The organism is Paenibacillus terrigena DSM 21567, from assembly GCF_000374845.1.
GTDB classification, from domain to species: Bacteria; Bacillota; Bacilli; order Paenibacillales; family Paenibacillaceae; genus Paenibacillus_K; species Paenibacillus_K terrigena.
Genome location: NZ_KB895435.1, coordinates 1 through 16,123 on the forward strand (window position 1 = coordinate 1; position 16,123 = coordinate 16,123).

Consider the following 16,123-nt stretch of genomic DNA (forward strand, 5'->3'; position numbering starts at 1 on the left):
CCTTGGGATGTCCATCGTTTCGATTCATGATATAGGGGGATTTATATGAAGCTTACTGTTTTTTACGATGGTCAGTATTGGGTTGGAGTTATGGAACAACAGGAGCAAGGAAAGTTGAAAGCAGCTAGGTATATCTTTGGTACAGAGCCGAAGGACGAGGAGATCCTAAATTTCATCAATAAAGAGATGTGGGGACTTGTAAGCGGACTTTCACAAGAGGTGGCTGTCAAATTTTCTGCAGCGAAGAAGGTTAGCCCGAAACGGATAGCAAGGAAGGCTGCAAGTGAAGTAAAAAGGAAAGGTGTCTCAACCTACGCACAAGAGGCTCTACAGTTGGAGTATGAGAAACGGAAGAAGGAAAGACGGGACATCTCCAAGCAGCAACGGGAAGCAGATAAAGCACTTAAATGGGAAATGAAGCTACAAAAGGCGAAAGAAAAGCATCGCGGCCACTAGTAGAAAACGTGTACAAAAAGTTTCCAGGTAGGATATGACGTTACACAAAGGGCACCCGATCGGGTGCCCTTAATTCTGACTTTACTGACTACACAGAGAACCGTATCACAATTCATTAAGCTAACGGGACACGCTAGTTAAATAGATTAAAACCTTCCATGAGATGCAAAACTAGATTTAATAGCTCTTATGGGAGGTTTTTTATGATTTTAAGTGAGTTATGGCGACTGTACGAAGCTGATAAACGTATCCAAGGCTTTAGTCCGAGTACATTGAAAGCCTACACCCTGCAGCTCAAAATGTTACTAAGAGAACTAGGAGACCTGGATATTTCTGAGGTTACACTTAACTTGTTGAAGGAATACTTAGCCAAGCAGTCTGATCGGTTGAAACCTAGCAGTTTAGGACATCGCATCCGTTTTGTTCGTTCCCTATTCCGCTTTGCCTTTGAAGAAACATACTTAACATCAAATCCTGCTTTAAAGCTACGCGAACCCAAAATGGACAAGCGTATTCCTAAATTTTTGATCGAAGAAGATGTCATTCACTTGAAAATCTCTTGCCAGTCCCTGAGGGAAAGGGCACTTCTGGAGTTTCTCTACAGTTCCGGCTGCCGGGTTGGAGAGATGGAGAAGTTAAAGATTGATGACCTGAACTGGGAGAACTGCTCCGCTATTGTAAACGGCAAAGGTTCAAAACAGAGAGAGGTTTACTTTACAACCGAGTGTAAAGTGTGGTTGAAGAAGTATCTCGCGAGCCGAGAGGATTCCTGCAAGGCCTTATTTGTAACCGATACACATCCAACAAGACGAATGGCTATTCCGACAATCAGGTGGGCATTAAAGCGGCTTGCTGATCGGGGAGAACTCGAAGCAAATGTATATCCGCATCGCTTTCGTCATACCTATGCGTGTCAGCTCCTTGATAACGGAGCACCATTAGATTTCATTCAAGGCATGTTGGGGCATGAAAAAACATCAACCACTCAAATTTATGCCCAGCTGCGCGGGGAACGCCGACGAGAACTCTACCGTCGGTTTTTTTAGCATTTCTGTAATATTGAGTATAGATGAAATGCACCTAAGAAAACTGTTACTCAACTAAAGGGCAGGACAGATCCAATATATGGTATAATTTTTGCGATCTAAAAAAGTGGGGTTAGAGGAGGATTCGTAGCGGTGAACAAAGACGATATTGTAATTAATCAAATTACAGAGTTAGATAAATTGGAATCAACAAAATCATTACAATCGACAATCAGTAAACTAGAGAATGCCTTGTCCCAGATGACTCAAAATGGTGCAAATACTACCCTAGTAAAGAAACGACTCAAAGCTGTTTACATCGGCTTAGCCATGCTAGAACACGTTTGGAATCAAAGACCCCATCATTACACCCAGGAAGATTTAGCAGAAGCTCGCAATGTGATTACTGGTTTATTTCCATCAATTGAAAACAGTTATACTAAGTCAAAGGCAGGTAGTCCCCAAAGAACGCTTTTAGAAAGAAGAATTAAAGCGTTGGAACTTGCTGTTCAAGCGATTGACGATCTTTCCACTAAATAACTCATAATGTAAACGAAGCGTTTGGGAGTAATCTTAGTTCACCTTACTGAACAAAAACTAACTGAAGCCCTTTTAAAATATGATTCCGGAGTTGTAAAACCACTAACCTAAAGGGACACGATAGCGTAGTTTTGGTTTATTGAAGTAACGGGCAGTTTACGTTAATGGATCTTCATTTTAATTAGTTGCATGCATAAACCCAAGTCACTTAACGGAAATTACCTCAATGGGGTGATTTGTAGTGAATGTTAAAAACTATATCGGGTTACTACTAGTAGTCATCATTTTCTCCATGCTTATACAGCCAGTTTACGCTAAACCACACGAAGAACCATTGGAACGGATTGTACTTACTTTGTTAGCTCCAAATATACAGGAACAGATTAATCGATATTATGAAGATAAACTAACTGTCTCACCAACGTTTTCGCCTTTTCTAGGAGGGACTGAATTAAACGTTGAATATCATCCTTCGCATATTGATGTTAATGTTACAGTGATTCCGTATGTGGGACCTCATTTAGATGTAGGGATGGACTCGATGAAGTTTCGTGTAAATAATACGGGAGCTGTAATGGTTCTAGAATACAAACACATTAAGGACTATGAGTTGCTTCCAAACTGGCAACACATTCTTCGTTAAGCTAACGGGACACGTTAGTTCAACGAGTTCTAGCTAACCGATTACGAAAACCGGATTCCTTCTGTGTTCGCATTCATAGCGACCAGGTGTTTTTTCGTGTTTCATTGTTTTTCTTCGGATTACTACTCGATCGGTGGTTTAGCTGTCTAAATAAGAAGGGAAACGTTTATGAAACAATTTCTATATTTTATAACAGTGTCGGTTGCAAGTTATTTTACTGGAGTTATTTCCTATATGGGAATGCAGCTTCTACTTGATTTTATCTATGGCCAGAGCTTTGAATATGCGGAAAATCTTATTTATTTGACAGCAGCTTCGTTCTTATTTATCGTCATTCCGTTATATATATTTATTCATTATCTTCTCTTACACTTTAACCGTTCCTATTTCTGGCTTCGAACTCTAATTTTTATTATTGTTGGTATTATTCCTACGTTTATTGCTTTTTTCTTGATGGGTTTTATGATGTATACGAGTAGCTTTTTTAAAACAACGATTATGATCCCGTTCTATGCATTTTTTGCTGGAACTGCTATTGTATTCTCTATAGGATGTTGGGCAAATAATATTAAAAGTATTAAAACTTACTATATAATTTTATCCGTGTTAATTTCCATATCCGCAATAATTTTATTAAAATAAAGGCTATTTTCTAAAAGATAATCTATAATTTGATATGGAGGGGTACAAATGGATAATGGTGCTTTTATTGCAATTTTTTCAACTTTTATGGGAGCATTTGTGTGTATAATGGTTGCCATAAAAGTAAGAAAGAAAAAAAGATAGTTAGAGTTAGAAAATAAATAGTTACGTCTTAGTTTAAAACAGCCCAAATTGATCTCTTATTTGAGGTCTTTTATTATGCACTTTTAATTGTTTCAAAAGTTAATACAAGTGGATTTTTGAAACGCTCCATCTTCGAAGGAGAAACATATGATTATTCTCGCAATTTTACTAATACTTTTTGGTCTATTAATGTTAGTTCGTCCTACTGTAATATGGACAATCTAGAGAGTTGGAAATCAAATGATGCCACAGAACCATCAGACCTGTACCCGAAATTGGGCTTGCGGTTATATCGTTAAACGTTTTTCCGCAGTCTTTACAAAGATAACGTTGACGAGAGCGATATTTCCCATTTCTTTTTAAACTGAGACTTCCACAGTGGATACACGCTAATCCATTGCTGAAACGGACTTCACGAATATTCTCAACCATTTTCGAAATATCATCTTTTGGTTCGGGAAACAAAGTATCTTTAATAGCTTGGAAAAGCATCATTTGCTCTGATTGAGGCATATCAGAAAAGTTTTCGTAAAGTTGAGTCCATTCCACTGTGGTAGCCCTTTCCATATGTTTGTTACTATTACTATAACAATTTCTGTTAAATAACAACAATCTTTAAGAAAATAGCCAAAATAAAACAAGCAGCCTTAAAGAAGGACTGCTTGTTTTTTTAATTAAGATTGTTATTTAGTTACCTACGATATTTGACATGTAAATCATCCTCTCAGAAAAGTTAGAAAGTTGAGTGACAGAGATGTATGTTTATAAAGAGTCATCTCTACTCTGTATAAACATGGCATTAATCATCCTTCACTAATAAAGGCAAATTCCACCGAGATTTCACAACCAAAAATGAAAAAAAATAGAATATCATTTGCTGAATTAAAACCGCAATAAAACTATTTATTTTTAAATAAATCAATTATTTCTAACTTCATACTTTGTAATGCATCTAGAACTCAGACTCTGATATAGTCCCAAAAGAGCTTTCTTTTTCCATTTACTCACCGCCTGAGCCAAGGAGGGAGGGAAACTCGCGGAGCATATTCTTTCAATGTGAGTTTCCTTTGGAAACTTTTAAGTTTACAAGATTCTCTCCCCAACCTCATGCACCCTCATCCAAAAGCTCCCGGAGCCGCCCTACAGCCCCCTCTCAACAACTGGTCATTCGCCAATTTTCCCTCATCTGGATTAACGTCCATGATGCAAATAACTACGGTGCATATATAGTATACAGACCTATTAATCCAGCTATAGACGGGATGATCAATATGCGTTGGGTTATTCACATGGCTATCGGTTAGGACACAGTGCATCCATTATCAAGAGACTCCCGAGTGATCATCATTCGACTTGAAAAATGAGCGTGATCTACGTACCTCAAGGGTTTGATGCTATCCATCTAGGGATTTCGGAGACCCTTCGCGACCAAGCGCACGTTAATTGCCGGTGGTCACTGGGATCGATTGAGGAGCTATGAATTGCTTCGCGATAAGATCATTGGTGGTTGGATCCCGATTGAAGAGACGGCCAATTATTACAATAGTGCTCGGATTGTTCTTAATTTGCATCGCCAGTCCGATGCTAGGAGCGATAACAAGAACGAAAGAAACATTGTCGGCACATCGACCAACCCGCGAACCTACGAAATCGCAGGATGGGCTACATTGCAAATCATCGATATACGAGAAGATTTGAGCAGCTTGTATAGACCGGGCTATGACATTGAGACCTTTGAGAGCCCTTTCGAATTGCAGGAGAAAATTGAATTTTTGTGAAGGAGTGGCGTCATGACATTTCGTTTTAAGACTGGTGTCGTTGTACCAAATAGCATCATGAACCGCTTTTTAGCACGCACGATTTCAAGTCCGAGTACGAGTAATAACTATAGGTTGAGTCCGAAGCCCAGAGTGAAATCGAAGCTGGTGGCTCGAGTGATATCAAGTTATAAATCGAAGGTTAGATCGAAGGTTAGAACGAAGATCAGACGTAAGCTGGTCGTATCTCCTGTGATCAGAGTGATCAAGAATACCCATGCGATTGAAGAAATGAGAAGACAAGGGAGAGAGCATGGATATGAGAAGGGCTTTGATGAAGGCTACTTGCGCGGCAGAGCAAATGTGATTGTGAATCGTCCTCAGGAGCAGCCCGTATTTCGTCCGCTTCATGTGCTGTATGTCTCCTCAGGCAAAGGGTTCCCTTATTCTCCGCTGGATGAAGCGATCATTACAACGCTGCAGAGCATGGTAGCCCGTGTTACACCGACCGATCCGAGACAGCCTATTTCTGCGCAAGTAGCGGAACTGCATCCCGACCTCGTACTCGTTCTTGATGGGATGGTGCTTCCTGTTGAACAAATTCAAGCCGTTCGCGCCTTAGGCGTCCGTACGGCAATCTGGCTCACGGATGATCCATACTACACCGACATCACATCTACGATCGTACCTCACTATGATGATGTATTCACGTTGGAGCTGAATTGCGTCGCGCATTATCAATCCAAAGGATGCAGCCGAGTCCATTATTTACCTTTTGGCTTCCATCCTGAACAATATCGGCCGCTCACGCATGTGTCGGGTGTACGCCGTGATATAAGCTTTATTGGCTCAGGCTATTGGAACCGTGTTGCATATTTCGATCAACTAACAAGTTACCTACATGACAAAAATATAATTATATCCGGGATCTGGTGGGATCGCCTTCGTGAATATCAAGCGATTCAGCACAAAATCGAGCTGGATAAATGGATGGGACCGCAAGAAACCTCAGATGCCTACAGCGGCTCGAAGATCGTCATTAATATGCATCGTGCGTATGATGATGATAGTGTCAACAGCAATGCAACCCGACTAACAGCCATTTCCCCGAACATTCGCACCTTCGAAATTGCGGCATCTGGAACGCTGCAATTAACCGATGTGCGGGATGATCTCGCCCGGTTCTTTACGCCAGGCGTAGAGATCGAGACGTATTCCTCACCGCAGGAACTGAGGGATAAGGTCGATTTCTACCTCACGCATGAGAAAGAACGAAGAGAGATTGCCTTGCGTGCGCTCGAACGTTCCTCACGTGAGCATACCTACGCCAAACGGCTTGATAGTATGCTATCGACGATATTTAACACCTAATGTGGTATCGATCAACCCCGGTATACGCCTGTTATACCGGGGTTCTTTGCACAAATGCATGGGACAACCCGGAATTTGTACGAACCCGCAGTGCATTTGACAACCGCGTCTGAAGAATTGAAGCTGCTTGTAGAATTCAGCAGCTTCAGCTCGTCCCAGAATTTAATGGACAAATCTAAAATTAAAGAGCTTCTCATTCATTTAGCACAAAAATGTCCATCCTTTATTCGATGAACATCATAAGCTTGTTGTTTAATTAGTTAGGGAAAAATTGATCTGCAGCAGCGACCAGGCTGTTCGTGTGAATCCTTTGATGCGAAGCATGCCACAAGACTTTATTGTCATGAATCAACAGCACTTGAGGCGATTGATGTGGAATCCCAAGCAATTGTGTAACTTGCTTGGAAATGTGCTGTTCCTCGATAACCCTTACGACAGCGAATAGAAACTTAGAAGATTGAGTTGGAAAGTGATCCATAAACCGATGTATGGCGACATGTGCATTGCGGCTTGGACCGCAGTTCGTACTGTGCTTATATAGGAATACCGGGGTTTCGAATGATTTTTGCAACCAATCTTTAAGTTGTTCCTCGGTTTGTAGCATGATTAATCCTGACATGAGGCTGGCTCCTTTATATAAGGATATCTTCAAATTCTGACCGGTTCTTGTGTAGCTTACCGTGTCATATGATGAAGTAATATCGGTACGACAGAAGTAAAGGGGGAACTTGCGACTTGTGGCAAATACCTTGGATAACGTTTATCCTGCTTATTCTGGCGAGTTATCGATTAACTCGTTTAATTGTATTTGATCAAATTACATCATTCATTCGTCGTCCATTTCTGGAAGAAAAATTTGAACAAGACGCATCAGGATTTGTCGTTGCCACAATTGACGAGAAAGGTGGGCGGTTTCACGCATTTATGCGGGATCTGCTTACCTGTTATTGGTGTGTAGGCGTATGGTCATCGGTTGCGATAACGCTCGCTTATTTACTGATTCCGTCTATCGCTTTTCCCGTTATTCTCATCTTAGCGATTGCTGGAGCAGCGGGGATTCTAGAATCATTTGTTCGGGGTTAAATTTAAGATTCCCAGCATCGTCTCAAGGCGACTTACGAAGGTATGGCTCTGCAGCGTGCGGTCGTAAGCCTTTTTGGCTATCAATGTTCTCGAGCCGTCATCGTTAACCAAGGCATGAATTTGCTCGGCACATTCTTTCGGTGACGAGAAACAGGTAATTTCCTCGCCAAGCGTATAACATTGTTCTAAATCAGGCCGATAGTCAATGAGTTGATAGGCATTGCAGGCTGCGATATCGAATGTCCGATTGTTAATGGAGTAGCCAGGTACTCCCGTTTTATTCTTATCCAGAAAGGCATCATCATGGCTTCGGTGAATATTAAGTACCACTTTGGCTCCGTTATAGTATCGAACGGTTTCCGGGGTGTTGACCCATTTTTTGCGAATGTTCGGTATACAACCATTGGACAGTTTGAGCGTATCCCAAAAATGGCCGACGATTTGAACCTTCAGTTCACGGTCTAAATACCCTAGCATTTCCTCCATGAAAGTGATTCGGTTCTGATATCCGGTCCCGACAAAGCACACATCGCTATGATAAGTAGGGTGCGTTGTGAAAGGACGGAATATATCTGGATCGGTTCCAAGCGGCAAGTGAAATACGCGGTTGCAACCAATGCGTTCATAGAAAGGAATGCAGCCGGAATCAATCGTAAACACAACATCATAGGCTGCCGCAACTTCGAAGGCATTGTCGATGGCATAGGGGTCATCGGTGAACCAGACGGCTGTCTCGATGCCCATATTACGAATGCGGCGAACGATATCGACTGGTAAATGTGACTTCGGACCGCAAAGGGTCAACACCAGATCAGGCGCATATTGCTCGATCTCCGGCAATAAATGTTGAATCGGAGATCGGTTCAATAGAAAAAATCGGGTCTCGGGATATCTGCTGACCAGGGCCTTCATGAGCGCATTATCAAGCATATCGATGGGCCTGCGATATCCTGAAACAATGTAGTAAATTTTCATATTTCTCTCCTGTATGCTGTCGCTGTGACGCAAATTTGTAAAAAAAAAAGGGATGGTGTGGACCACCCCAACGACAGCAGGTTTTTGATTAACGTGCGAAAGGATATGGGTCACCAGGAAAGAGCGTAGGACACTGATTCGGGAATGTAACAACACATGGCCGTTCCGGAATCGGAATGTCATGGCGGGGTTGACACAATTCTGCTTCGACCATCAGTTTGACAATCGCTGTGACTTGAATGCTTTGGCAGATGTTGATATCGACATTCACGGAAGTGTTATCGACAACATCCAGAACTTCGATTGTCGTTCCAGATAAGATGACGGTCACTTCAACATCTGTTCCTGGAGGCGCACACAGCAGTACTTTTTCAAAGCGGACAAAACTTTTCGTGTAAGAGCAGTGAGGCAAGCCTGTGGTGTTATCAATGATTGTAACGCGATAGGTTCCTGTTTTTCTAATAACCACCCGCTGCAACGTTACAGGTCTTCCACCGATTTCCACGACTACATTTTCTCTCACGGAACCCGGTTTCTCTACTGCTTCAACACTAACCAACTCGACTTCAACGGAAAACGACGAAGGCAACGGTAAGCATGCAACTGGGTCAATGATTGATTCGTCAACGATTTGGACCACTTTGACAATCCAGTCGAATATCTTTGGAACTTGTATACACTCCAGAGTAGGTACTGGTAAATATTCTGGAGGTGTATTTTGCCCTTGAACTAATTTACGTTCCATTTATATTTCGAGCCTCCTTTGTAGTTGTTAAACTCAATTACAGTCTATGGGTATCATGTTAAAAAGGTGACGGGTAAGTTTGATTTATTTTGCTCAGGGGGGATGCGTGTGGAACAGCAAGTCGTCATTCGTAATCCAGCGGATATTCAGTGGTATGGTCTGAATAAAGACGGGTCCATCGCGTATTCAAAATATCGTCTGGACGGGTTGCCTGCTTATGAACGTATCAAGGCGAACGCGCCGATTACATCCTTCAGCATGCTCCAGAATGACGGTATTCTTCATATCATGGCTGATACCGCCCGCGGGATGTATTACATCAAAGCTGTAGAGAATAGCCGAGATCAGCAGGAACTGCGAATCGTAGCGAGCAAGGAAGCGCGTTTTCCCTATTTGTTCTTTTATAAATCGATTCTTTATGTATGTTGTATTGTCACGGAACTTGAAGTAACAAATCTCATCTTGAAGTCTATGGATAATGGATTATGGAGCGAGAAGTGTATTCCTTTATTTGGAGATGAATGTACCTCGGTCCGATTGGATGATGCGGTGTTCACGATATCGAATCAGGGCAAGTTGCATGGTTTATTTCGCTACCTCAACCCCTTAGATGAATGCGTTCTGTCTTGCTTGGAGTATGATCTAGAGCAGGACATCAGGATCGAACGCCACTTATTTATATTGAAGCAGAAGAACCAACGCTGGCATTTGGGGCTGGATGTGGACAGTCTCGGCATGCCTCACTATGTATGGACGATCCTAAGCGGGGGAACAGCTGCTTATTATTATGTGAATGCGGAACGTGAAGCGCGTTCCTCGATGCCGCTATTAATCAACAGGGATCAAGATGCTGCCATACCGCATTTCTTATTTGCGAATGACTTAATCCTCGTCATGTTCTGGGACGGCGACGGACAGATTGAATACGTGTATTCCTTAAACCAGGGGCGGACATGGTCTGCCAGCGGTCATATTCATTTTGGTAAGCATTCTTCCTTGCGGATGGTTCAATCCATTAGGAAACAGACTTGTGTTGTATCACCGGAGAAGGTGCTTGGCTTTCATATGCCTTTTTTTCGGTCCCTTGAATTCATCGACCTGTTTAACCCCCTCGTCGGACTGGGATTCTCGGGATCCATGGTGGAACGATTGCACTGGATCAAATTGCAGATGGAATATCTCTATCGTGACTACCTGCAACATACAAGTCAGTTGAGACAGGAAGCGAGCGAAATCGCTCTTCTTAATGAAGCAATGGAAGATCAGGTCAGGCATCTCATGGGAGAAGTTGATCAATTGAAGGAAGAGGAAAAGAATGTACTTGAACAGCTTAAGGCTGTGAACGAAATGAAAGCGGAAGAACCTTTTTCCCTACGCTTCATAAGATAGTACATAAATGCCTATGGGCGGAGGTGAAAGGTATGGAAATTCGAATCAATTCCGTTTCGCTTGGTCATGTATCCGACTCATTGCTCAGAGATGTCTATGATGAATTGACCCGGTATGCCATGCAATTTCATGTCGATCATGATCATCAAAGGCTGTACATTGTTAGTCCAGTGCAAGGCAACCGTGTCTATTGGGAAATTGACAACGGGTTCATCCCCCAATCCATGACTGAGAAAGTCAGCGCAAGTCTTACGCAGCTAGGATTTGATGTTCGAGTCATAGCGGATGGAGAAGAGAAAAGACGGCAGCAGAAATTATGGGATCAATCTAAACCAAGTTTATGGTTGTCCGTCTTAAGTAACAGACAGTTAGCAAACGGCATGAACGTCAATTATTCGCTGAATAAAAAGAAATCCAGCAAACAACTCGCCTTACTTCTGAACCAAAACATTGCTAAAATGACAGATTTACAGGTGAATGGCTCATCCTTTGAATGGAAGAACTCGATGAACAGCTTGATCCCGTTAGCCGGATCCGAGCCGTCAATGCCAACCGTTCAATTGGTTTACAATGACTTTGCTAAAATGAGCGAGCGTCAGATTGAAGATTTTACTTTCTGTATCACACGAACACTTACTGCATTTTATCAACAATCCTTTCTGATCGATGTCATCCAATATTTCCTGTACTTCCAGAAGGTGCCGGTTCCGTTAGAACCGGAGCAAGTTATGACTTCAGCAAGCGAAGAGATTATTCAAGTCTCGGAAGTACAAGAGAAACAAATCTATGAAGTACAAGAACAAGTGCTGGTGCAAAAAGAGGAAGTTCAGCCAGAAGAACAACCAAAAGAGATGGATCAAAGCGTAGTCGAGCAAGTTGCCTTCTACCAAGAAGAACGGCAGGAGGAAGTACAACATAAGTTACAGGAGGAAGAAACCGTACAACAACCCCTGAACCTGAACGAGCAATCCGAAGAACACGAATCCATAACTTCTCCGAACTTAAACCACTCCACTTTTTCTTGGATGCAATCCCAAATGGTACGAAGAGAAACAGAAAAGAAACCAGAGAGCGGAATGACGACAAATTCATTCATGGGGCAGATGAATCGATTGGCGCTGGCGAATCAGCTGCAGAATCAACAAAATGAACCAAAGTCCATTAACATATTAACGATTAATCGGCAAAAATGACAGGAGCTGGTTCGGATATGGTCGGTTTAGTCATGACCGCGGATGTATACCGACAAATGGCTCATTACTGCATCTTGCAACAACCGATCGAGGCATGCGGATTCCTGTCCGGTTCAGATCAGGTGATCAGGCGATATTGGCCCATTCGGAATGATGATCAAAGCCCTGATTCATTTACAATGAACCCGGGTGAGCTTGATGAAGCGTTCACTTACATTGAAGCATTCGGTGAGGAGTGCTACGCGATGTTTCACTCGCATCCTACGGGTCTCCCCTATCCTTCACCGTTTGATATTGAGCATATGGTATATCCGATCTCCTCTATTATCGTATCGCTTGTCGGGAATCATCCACGTATACGCAGTTATACGATTACAGGAGGAAAGGCATATCCCGAGCGAATTATTCTACTGCCAACATAGCGGTATTCAAGCTCTGAACCGAAGGTCAGGGCCCAAAACCGCTGTTTTGGCATGCTTACTGGATGATCAATTGTAAGGGGATAAGAAATTTAATCTTTAATAATTACGAACGAAAAGGGATTAAGGTAGCGTAAGGACGGATTGATAGATATCCGCTACGAAAGCGAGGCCAGCTGTGTTCGTTGCGCCGTTGTTGACATAGTTGGCGACTTCGAACGAGAAGACGAAGCTAAGGTTGAGAGCTGCGTTAAGCAATCCGAAGCTTACAGGGATCGTGTAGAAACGGACATTCTGCCAGTTATAAGGGAAATGGTTATCTGGTGAGATGCCGGAGTTCGGATTTAAGGACCCGGCGTTCAAGTCGACATCCAGGCCTGTAGGGACCGGTAGAATAGTGATTCCGAGATCATCAACGGCCTGAATATGTGCAGTTACTGCGTTATCGGCAAACACAGCCATCGCGATAACGAATTCGCCAAATACACCTACGGATAATGGAATGTTAGAAGATCTTGCAGCAAAACCTTTCGTCTCGCCTGGAAGAGGGACGGGCTGAGTCCATAAGAATTGAGGATTTGGTTGTGAGTTAAACGCTGTGTTGTTGTCATTATCAAATTTACTGATTTGCGGCCAGATGAGCGGGGCATTACCGACGTTGACCGCATTTGCAGGGCTTCCGGATAACAAAGAGGTAACGGCTGCTGCTCTGTTCGCGCCTGTTACGACATTACCTGTGGAGCTTACAATGCGTTGAATGGGTGATACTGAAATACTTGGCATGCATAATCATCTCCTTATGTGATTTATAATCTAGTGATTTGTGAATATATTTTCTTATCCCCGTACGATATTAATATATTCAAGCACTTTAACAAGCGTATAGTTAATCTACTTAATCCAATCGTATATTTTTAGAACCAACTATACAGATTGGTAGATATCCACAACGAAAGCCAAACCAGCTGTGTTCGTAGCGCCGTTGTTAACATAGTTCGCGACTTCGAACGAGAAGACGAAGCTCGTAAAGGAGCCAACTTGTATCGCGCCAAAAGTTACTGGAATCGAATAAAAGCGTACATTTTGCCAATTGTACGGGAATTTGTTATCTGTCGTAATCCCTGTATTTGGATCCAAGGATCCGGCGGTCAAATCGAAATCCAATCCAGTTCCTGCTAATGGCGAGATGGTTGAAGCGACTCTTTTGAATGCTTCTATGCGCATCTTGACGGCATTATCGGCAAACACAGCCAATGCGATGACGTATTCTGCAGCCAAGTCTGAAGATGAGATTTCATTCGATCTCGTTGCAAAACCTTTCGTCTCACCAGGAAGAGGGACAAGCTGGGTCCATAAAAACTGTGGATCTGCTATTACATTAAATGAAGTGTTATTGTCCGTATCAAATTTACTGATTTGAGGCCAAATGAGCGGGGCATTACCAACGTTGACCGCATTGGGCGCAGCTCCCATAAGCAATGAAGTGACGGCTGTTGCTCTATCAGTGGCTGTAACTACATTTGTCGTGTTGCTAGGAATTCTCTGAAAAGCCGGCATGTACAAATCAACTCCTTATGGATTTTTTATATTTTCCATCGAAAAATATCGGAATGGCAATCCCCCCTTTGGTTTCACCTACTCTATGTATATGTGATTTTGGGATTGATAGCTTGTGCATATCCTACAGATCTTTCAAATAAATCTCTTTATCTCACAATCTGAAGATATTGACTTAAGGAGCAACGCAAAAACCGCAGCCGAGAGTTCGGACTGCGGTTTTTGATCATTGTTGCAGGGTACCGTAGAGATGGATGCATATCGGATTCAATACACTATGCATATCTTCACCGGAGAGGATGTAAGCATCAATTTGGATGGTTCCGGCAAGCTTAGGGAATTCAAAGTCAATCTGAAGTTCTCTCAGCTCGTAAGAAGAGCCCGGTGTAAGCTGAATAGGTTCGATCGATTGAATTCGATATTCACCGGTCTTTTTGCCATGGGAGAACCAGTCTTCTCGAACAAACGACCAGCCCCGCTGTGCGCCGTTCTTGGTCTTCGTGTACACCCCGAATACCTGAGTTAAACTGGGGGATAGTACTTTTCCGCTGAGTTTTCCCGTATTTTTCGGGGAAATTTGAATCATGATTTCCGGATTTTCAAGCGTTTCGCTGCCTACATTTCGAAAAAGTAAGTTTGTATAAACGGAAATGCGCCGCAATTCGAAATCAAAATCGGTAAAATGCTGAAAGTACGATTCAACGCCTGCAATTATGTTATTTCCATTCATCGTAGATTTCCTTTCATTAATTCCGGGTTATTTTAAATAAGAAATGAACGACTTTATCCTTCACGCTCTTCTTTCTTGCGTCATCACGATAATCAAGGGGTATCACATTCGATTGCGGCTCTGTCAAGATTGCATTACTTGCTAGTACCGTCGGTGAAATGGCGTTGTTCGACGCAAGGACGAGTGCGTTTTGATCCGCAATGGATGAGTGATGAATGGCCTCTTTACGAATGGTTAACTCTTCGTTAAGGATCAATAGACGAGCCTTAAGGGCTGACACATGTTCCTTCCATTTTTTTATCGATTGTTCAAGTTGCTGTTGTTCGGATAGAAGTTCTTCTTTCTGCTTGATCATGGACACAGCAGATGACATTGAGCGCTCTGTAAACAGCAGAGACTGGCGGAAATCGCGATCAGACTTATATTGATCGATACCGTATCCCGTTCGTTCATTTAAGCCATGAAGACTGCGGCTGTCTGCGAACCAATAAGGGGTTATCGTGCCGAATGATAGATTTTCCGTGACGGCAATCCATTGTACGAGGGATTCTGCGTTTATCGCTCTTAAGGGCCCCCAAGAGCTTGTGGATCGATGATAATGAAGCTGATACAAGAGATGATCGGATAACCATATGCATCGAAGTTGCTGTCCTTCCATGGAGAACGTTGCATTTTCGACCTTTAAATACGGTATAATGACAGCACTTTCGGTGCTTGCAAGCATGCGCTGGGAATGATCAAGCTGGTGATAAGTGAGATGCAGCTGTCCGAGGTAGAATTGCAGCAGCACGACATGCAATGTTGCATCGGAATCTGTCGCTAGGAGTGGGAACAGGCTGCAATTGTCGTTTGCTTCGAAGATCACCTTCGGCTCTAACCATTCCTCTTTGTTATGTTCGTATTGCAGCAGACAAAACTGTCTGCTGTTCTGATGACGGAGTGTGTATCCCAGCGTTGTGGTTTTACTGTTCATTTGAAATTGCACCTGTTCAATAGCGTCCGATTCGATCAATAGGGTTGGTTCAGACCAGTGGATTCCTGAGAGCTGACGATGTTCGATTCGATTACGGTAAATGAGATACAAATGCAGCCGATTCGAGCGGTACCCTAATTTAATATCGGTGACGTCATCTGTATTCCGTTCAATCGAGCGCAATTGAAGCGTATATTGGTGCGGATGCAGAACCGCGTAAATCAACTCATTGAAGTGATTGATATAGACCATGTGAATAAACTGTTGCTCATCTTGGCAAATGCCGAGCTTATCTGAATGCCCTTCCAGAAACAGCTCGTGCGGATGCTCAAGCAAGCAATGTTCCTGAGGGGCAATGATAAAGCCACGTTCTGTAGGTTTGATAACAGACAAATGATAACGATTCGCTGCGATATGGTGGATTTTCATGTGTATTCCTCCAATCAAGGCGCGCTCAAATCTGCTCACTATCATCTTATTC

17 protein-coding genes and 1 pseudogene are annotated in these 16,123 nt (G+C 42.8%); 10 read left to right on the forward strand and 8 right to left on the reverse strand.

Annotated features, from left to right (window positions below; genetic code table 11):
- The first annotated feature begins 45 nt into the window (after positions 1 to 45).
- The 4 genes from C558_RS0128950 to C558_RS0128965 all read left to right on the forward strand — a co-directional run bounded on the left by C558_RS0128950 (position 46) and on the right by C558_RS0128965 (position 2,664).
- Entirely contained in the window at positions 46 to 456 is a 411-nt protein-coding gene (locus C558_RS0128950) for a YjdF family protein (protein WP_018759789.1), read from the forward strand.
- A 203-nt stretch (positions 457 to 659) separates the two neighbouring features.
- Positions 660 to 1,502 carry a tyrosine-type recombinase/integrase gene (locus C558_RS0128955; protein WP_018759790.1) on the forward strand — a complete coding sequence of 281 codons (843 nt, stop codon included), beginning with the start codon at positions 660 to 662 and terminating at the stop codon, positions 1,500 to 1,502.
- Between the two features lie 132 nt (positions 1,503 to 1,634).
- Positions 1,635 to 2,021: a hypothetical protein gene (locus C558_RS0128960; RefSeq protein ID WP_018759791.1), complete on the forward strand. Its 387-nt coding sequence runs from the start codon at positions 1,635 to 1,637 to the stop codon at positions 2,019 to 2,021.
- A 241-nt stretch (positions 2,022 to 2,262) separates the two neighbouring features.
- Positions 2,263 to 2,664 carry a DUF3888 domain-containing protein gene (locus tag C558_RS0128965; RefSeq protein WP_018759792.1) on the forward strand — a complete coding sequence of 134 codons (402 nt, stop codon included), beginning with the start codon at positions 2,263 to 2,265 and terminating at the stop codon, positions 2,662 to 2,664.
- Between the two features lie 1,032 nt (positions 2,665 to 3,696).
- Here C558_RS0128965 and C558_RS34110 read toward each other — a convergent pair.
- Positions 3,697 to 3,963: pseudogene (locus tag C558_RS34110) on the reverse strand (transposase); the annotation flags it as partial.
- A gap of 929 nt (positions 3,964 to 4,892) precedes the next feature.
- On the opposite strand from C558_RS34110, the gene C558_RS0128980 reads away from it, so the two are divergent.
- Positions 4,893 to 5,228 carry a glycosyltransferase family protein gene (locus tag C558_RS0128980; protein ID WP_083927307.1) on the forward strand — a complete coding sequence of 112 codons (336 nt, stop codon included), beginning with the start codon at positions 4,893 to 4,895 and terminating at the stop codon, positions 5,226 to 5,228.
- A 12-nt stretch (positions 5,229 to 5,240) separates the two neighbouring features.
- Positions 5,241 to 6,578 carry a CgeB family protein gene (locus tag C558_RS0128985; RefSeq protein ID WP_018759796.1) on the forward strand — a complete coding sequence of 446 codons (1,338 nt, stop codon included), beginning with the start codon at positions 5,241 to 5,243 and terminating at the stop codon, positions 6,576 to 6,578.
- Between the two features lie 256 nt (positions 6,579 to 6,834).
- Here the strand turns inward: C558_RS0128985 and ytxJ are convergent, their stop codons facing one another.
- A complete protein-coding gene (gene ytxJ, locus C558_RS0128990) occupies positions 6,835 to 7,197 on the reverse strand; it encodes a bacillithiol system redox-active protein YtxJ (protein ID WP_018759797.1) in 363 nt (120 codons plus the stop codon).
- 116 nt (positions 7,198 to 7,313) lie between these two features.
- Between ytxJ and C558_RS0128995 the strand changes: the two genes are divergently transcribed.
- Entirely contained in the window at positions 7,314 to 7,661 is a 348-nt protein-coding gene (locus C558_RS0128995) for a DUF1360 domain-containing protein (RefSeq protein ID WP_018759798.1), read from the forward strand.
- On the opposite strand, the gene C558_RS0129000 is transcribed toward C558_RS0128995, so the two are convergent.
- Both C558_RS0129000 and C558_RS0129005 read right to left on the reverse strand, forming a co-directional pair.
- Complete coding sequence (locus C558_RS0129000; protein ID WP_018759799.1) at positions 7,644 to 8,636, reverse strand: CgeB family protein; 993 nt, start codon at positions 8,634 to 8,636, stop codon at positions 7,644 to 7,646. The two genes, C558_RS0128995 and C558_RS0129000, sit on opposite strands and share 18 nt — an antisense overlap.
- An 88-nt stretch (positions 8,637 to 8,724) precedes the next feature.
- Positions 8,725 to 9,381, reverse strand: a complete 657-nt coding sequence (locus C558_RS0129005; RefSeq protein ID WP_018759800.1) for a BMQ_0737 family morphogenetic spore coat protein — start codon at positions 9,379 to 9,381, stop codon at positions 8,725 to 8,727.
- 108 nt (positions 9,382 to 9,489) lie between these two features.
- On the opposite strand from C558_RS0129005, the gene C558_RS0129010 reads away from it, so the two are divergent.
- Genes C558_RS0129010 through C558_RS0129020 form a run of 3 tightly spaced genes read left to right on the forward strand, consistent with a single transcriptional unit; the run spans position 9,490 to position 12,385 of the window.
- On the forward strand, positions 9,490 to 10,770 hold the full coding sequence (locus C558_RS0129010; protein ID WP_018759801.1) for a hypothetical protein: 1,281 nt from the start codon (positions 9,490 to 9,492) through the stop codon (positions 10,768 to 10,770).
- Positions 10,771 to 10,802: 32 nt separating this feature from the next.
- Positions 10,803 to 11,963, forward strand: a complete 1,161-nt coding sequence (locus C558_RS0129015) for a hypothetical protein (protein ID WP_018759802.1) — start codon at positions 10,803 to 10,805, stop codon at positions 11,961 to 11,963.
- A gap of 17 nt (positions 11,964 to 11,980) precedes the next feature.
- Entirely contained in the window at positions 11,981 to 12,385 is a 405-nt protein-coding gene (locus C558_RS0129020) for a M67 family metallopeptidase (protein WP_018759803.1), read from the forward strand.
- 120 nt (positions 12,386 to 12,505) lie between these two features.
- Here C558_RS0129020 and C558_RS0129025 read toward each other — a convergent pair whose 3' ends face one another.
- The 4 genes from C558_RS0129025 to C558_RS0129040 form a co-directional block, all read right to left on the reverse strand.
- On the reverse strand, positions 12,506 to 13,165 hold the full coding sequence (locus C558_RS0129025) for a hypothetical protein (protein ID WP_018759804.1): 660 nt from the start codon (positions 13,163 to 13,165) through the stop codon (positions 12,506 to 12,508).
- Between the two features lie 141 nt (positions 13,166 to 13,306).
- Positions 13,307 to 13,939: a hypothetical protein gene (locus tag C558_RS0129030; protein ID WP_018759805.1), complete on the reverse strand. Its 633-nt coding sequence runs from the start codon at positions 13,937 to 13,939 to the stop codon at positions 13,307 to 13,309.
- 226 nt (positions 13,940 to 14,165) lie between these two features.
- Positions 14,166 to 14,525: a hypothetical protein gene (locus tag C558_RS0129035; protein WP_156826306.1), complete on the reverse strand. Its 360-nt coding sequence runs from the start codon at positions 14,523 to 14,525 to the stop codon at positions 14,166 to 14,168.
- A 160-nt stretch (positions 14,526 to 14,685) separates the two neighbouring features.
- Entirely contained in the window at positions 14,686 to 16,071 is a 1,386-nt protein-coding gene (locus C558_RS0129040; RefSeq protein ID WP_018759807.1) for a hypothetical protein, read from the reverse strand.
- Positions 16,072 to 16,123: the final 52 nt, after the last annotated feature.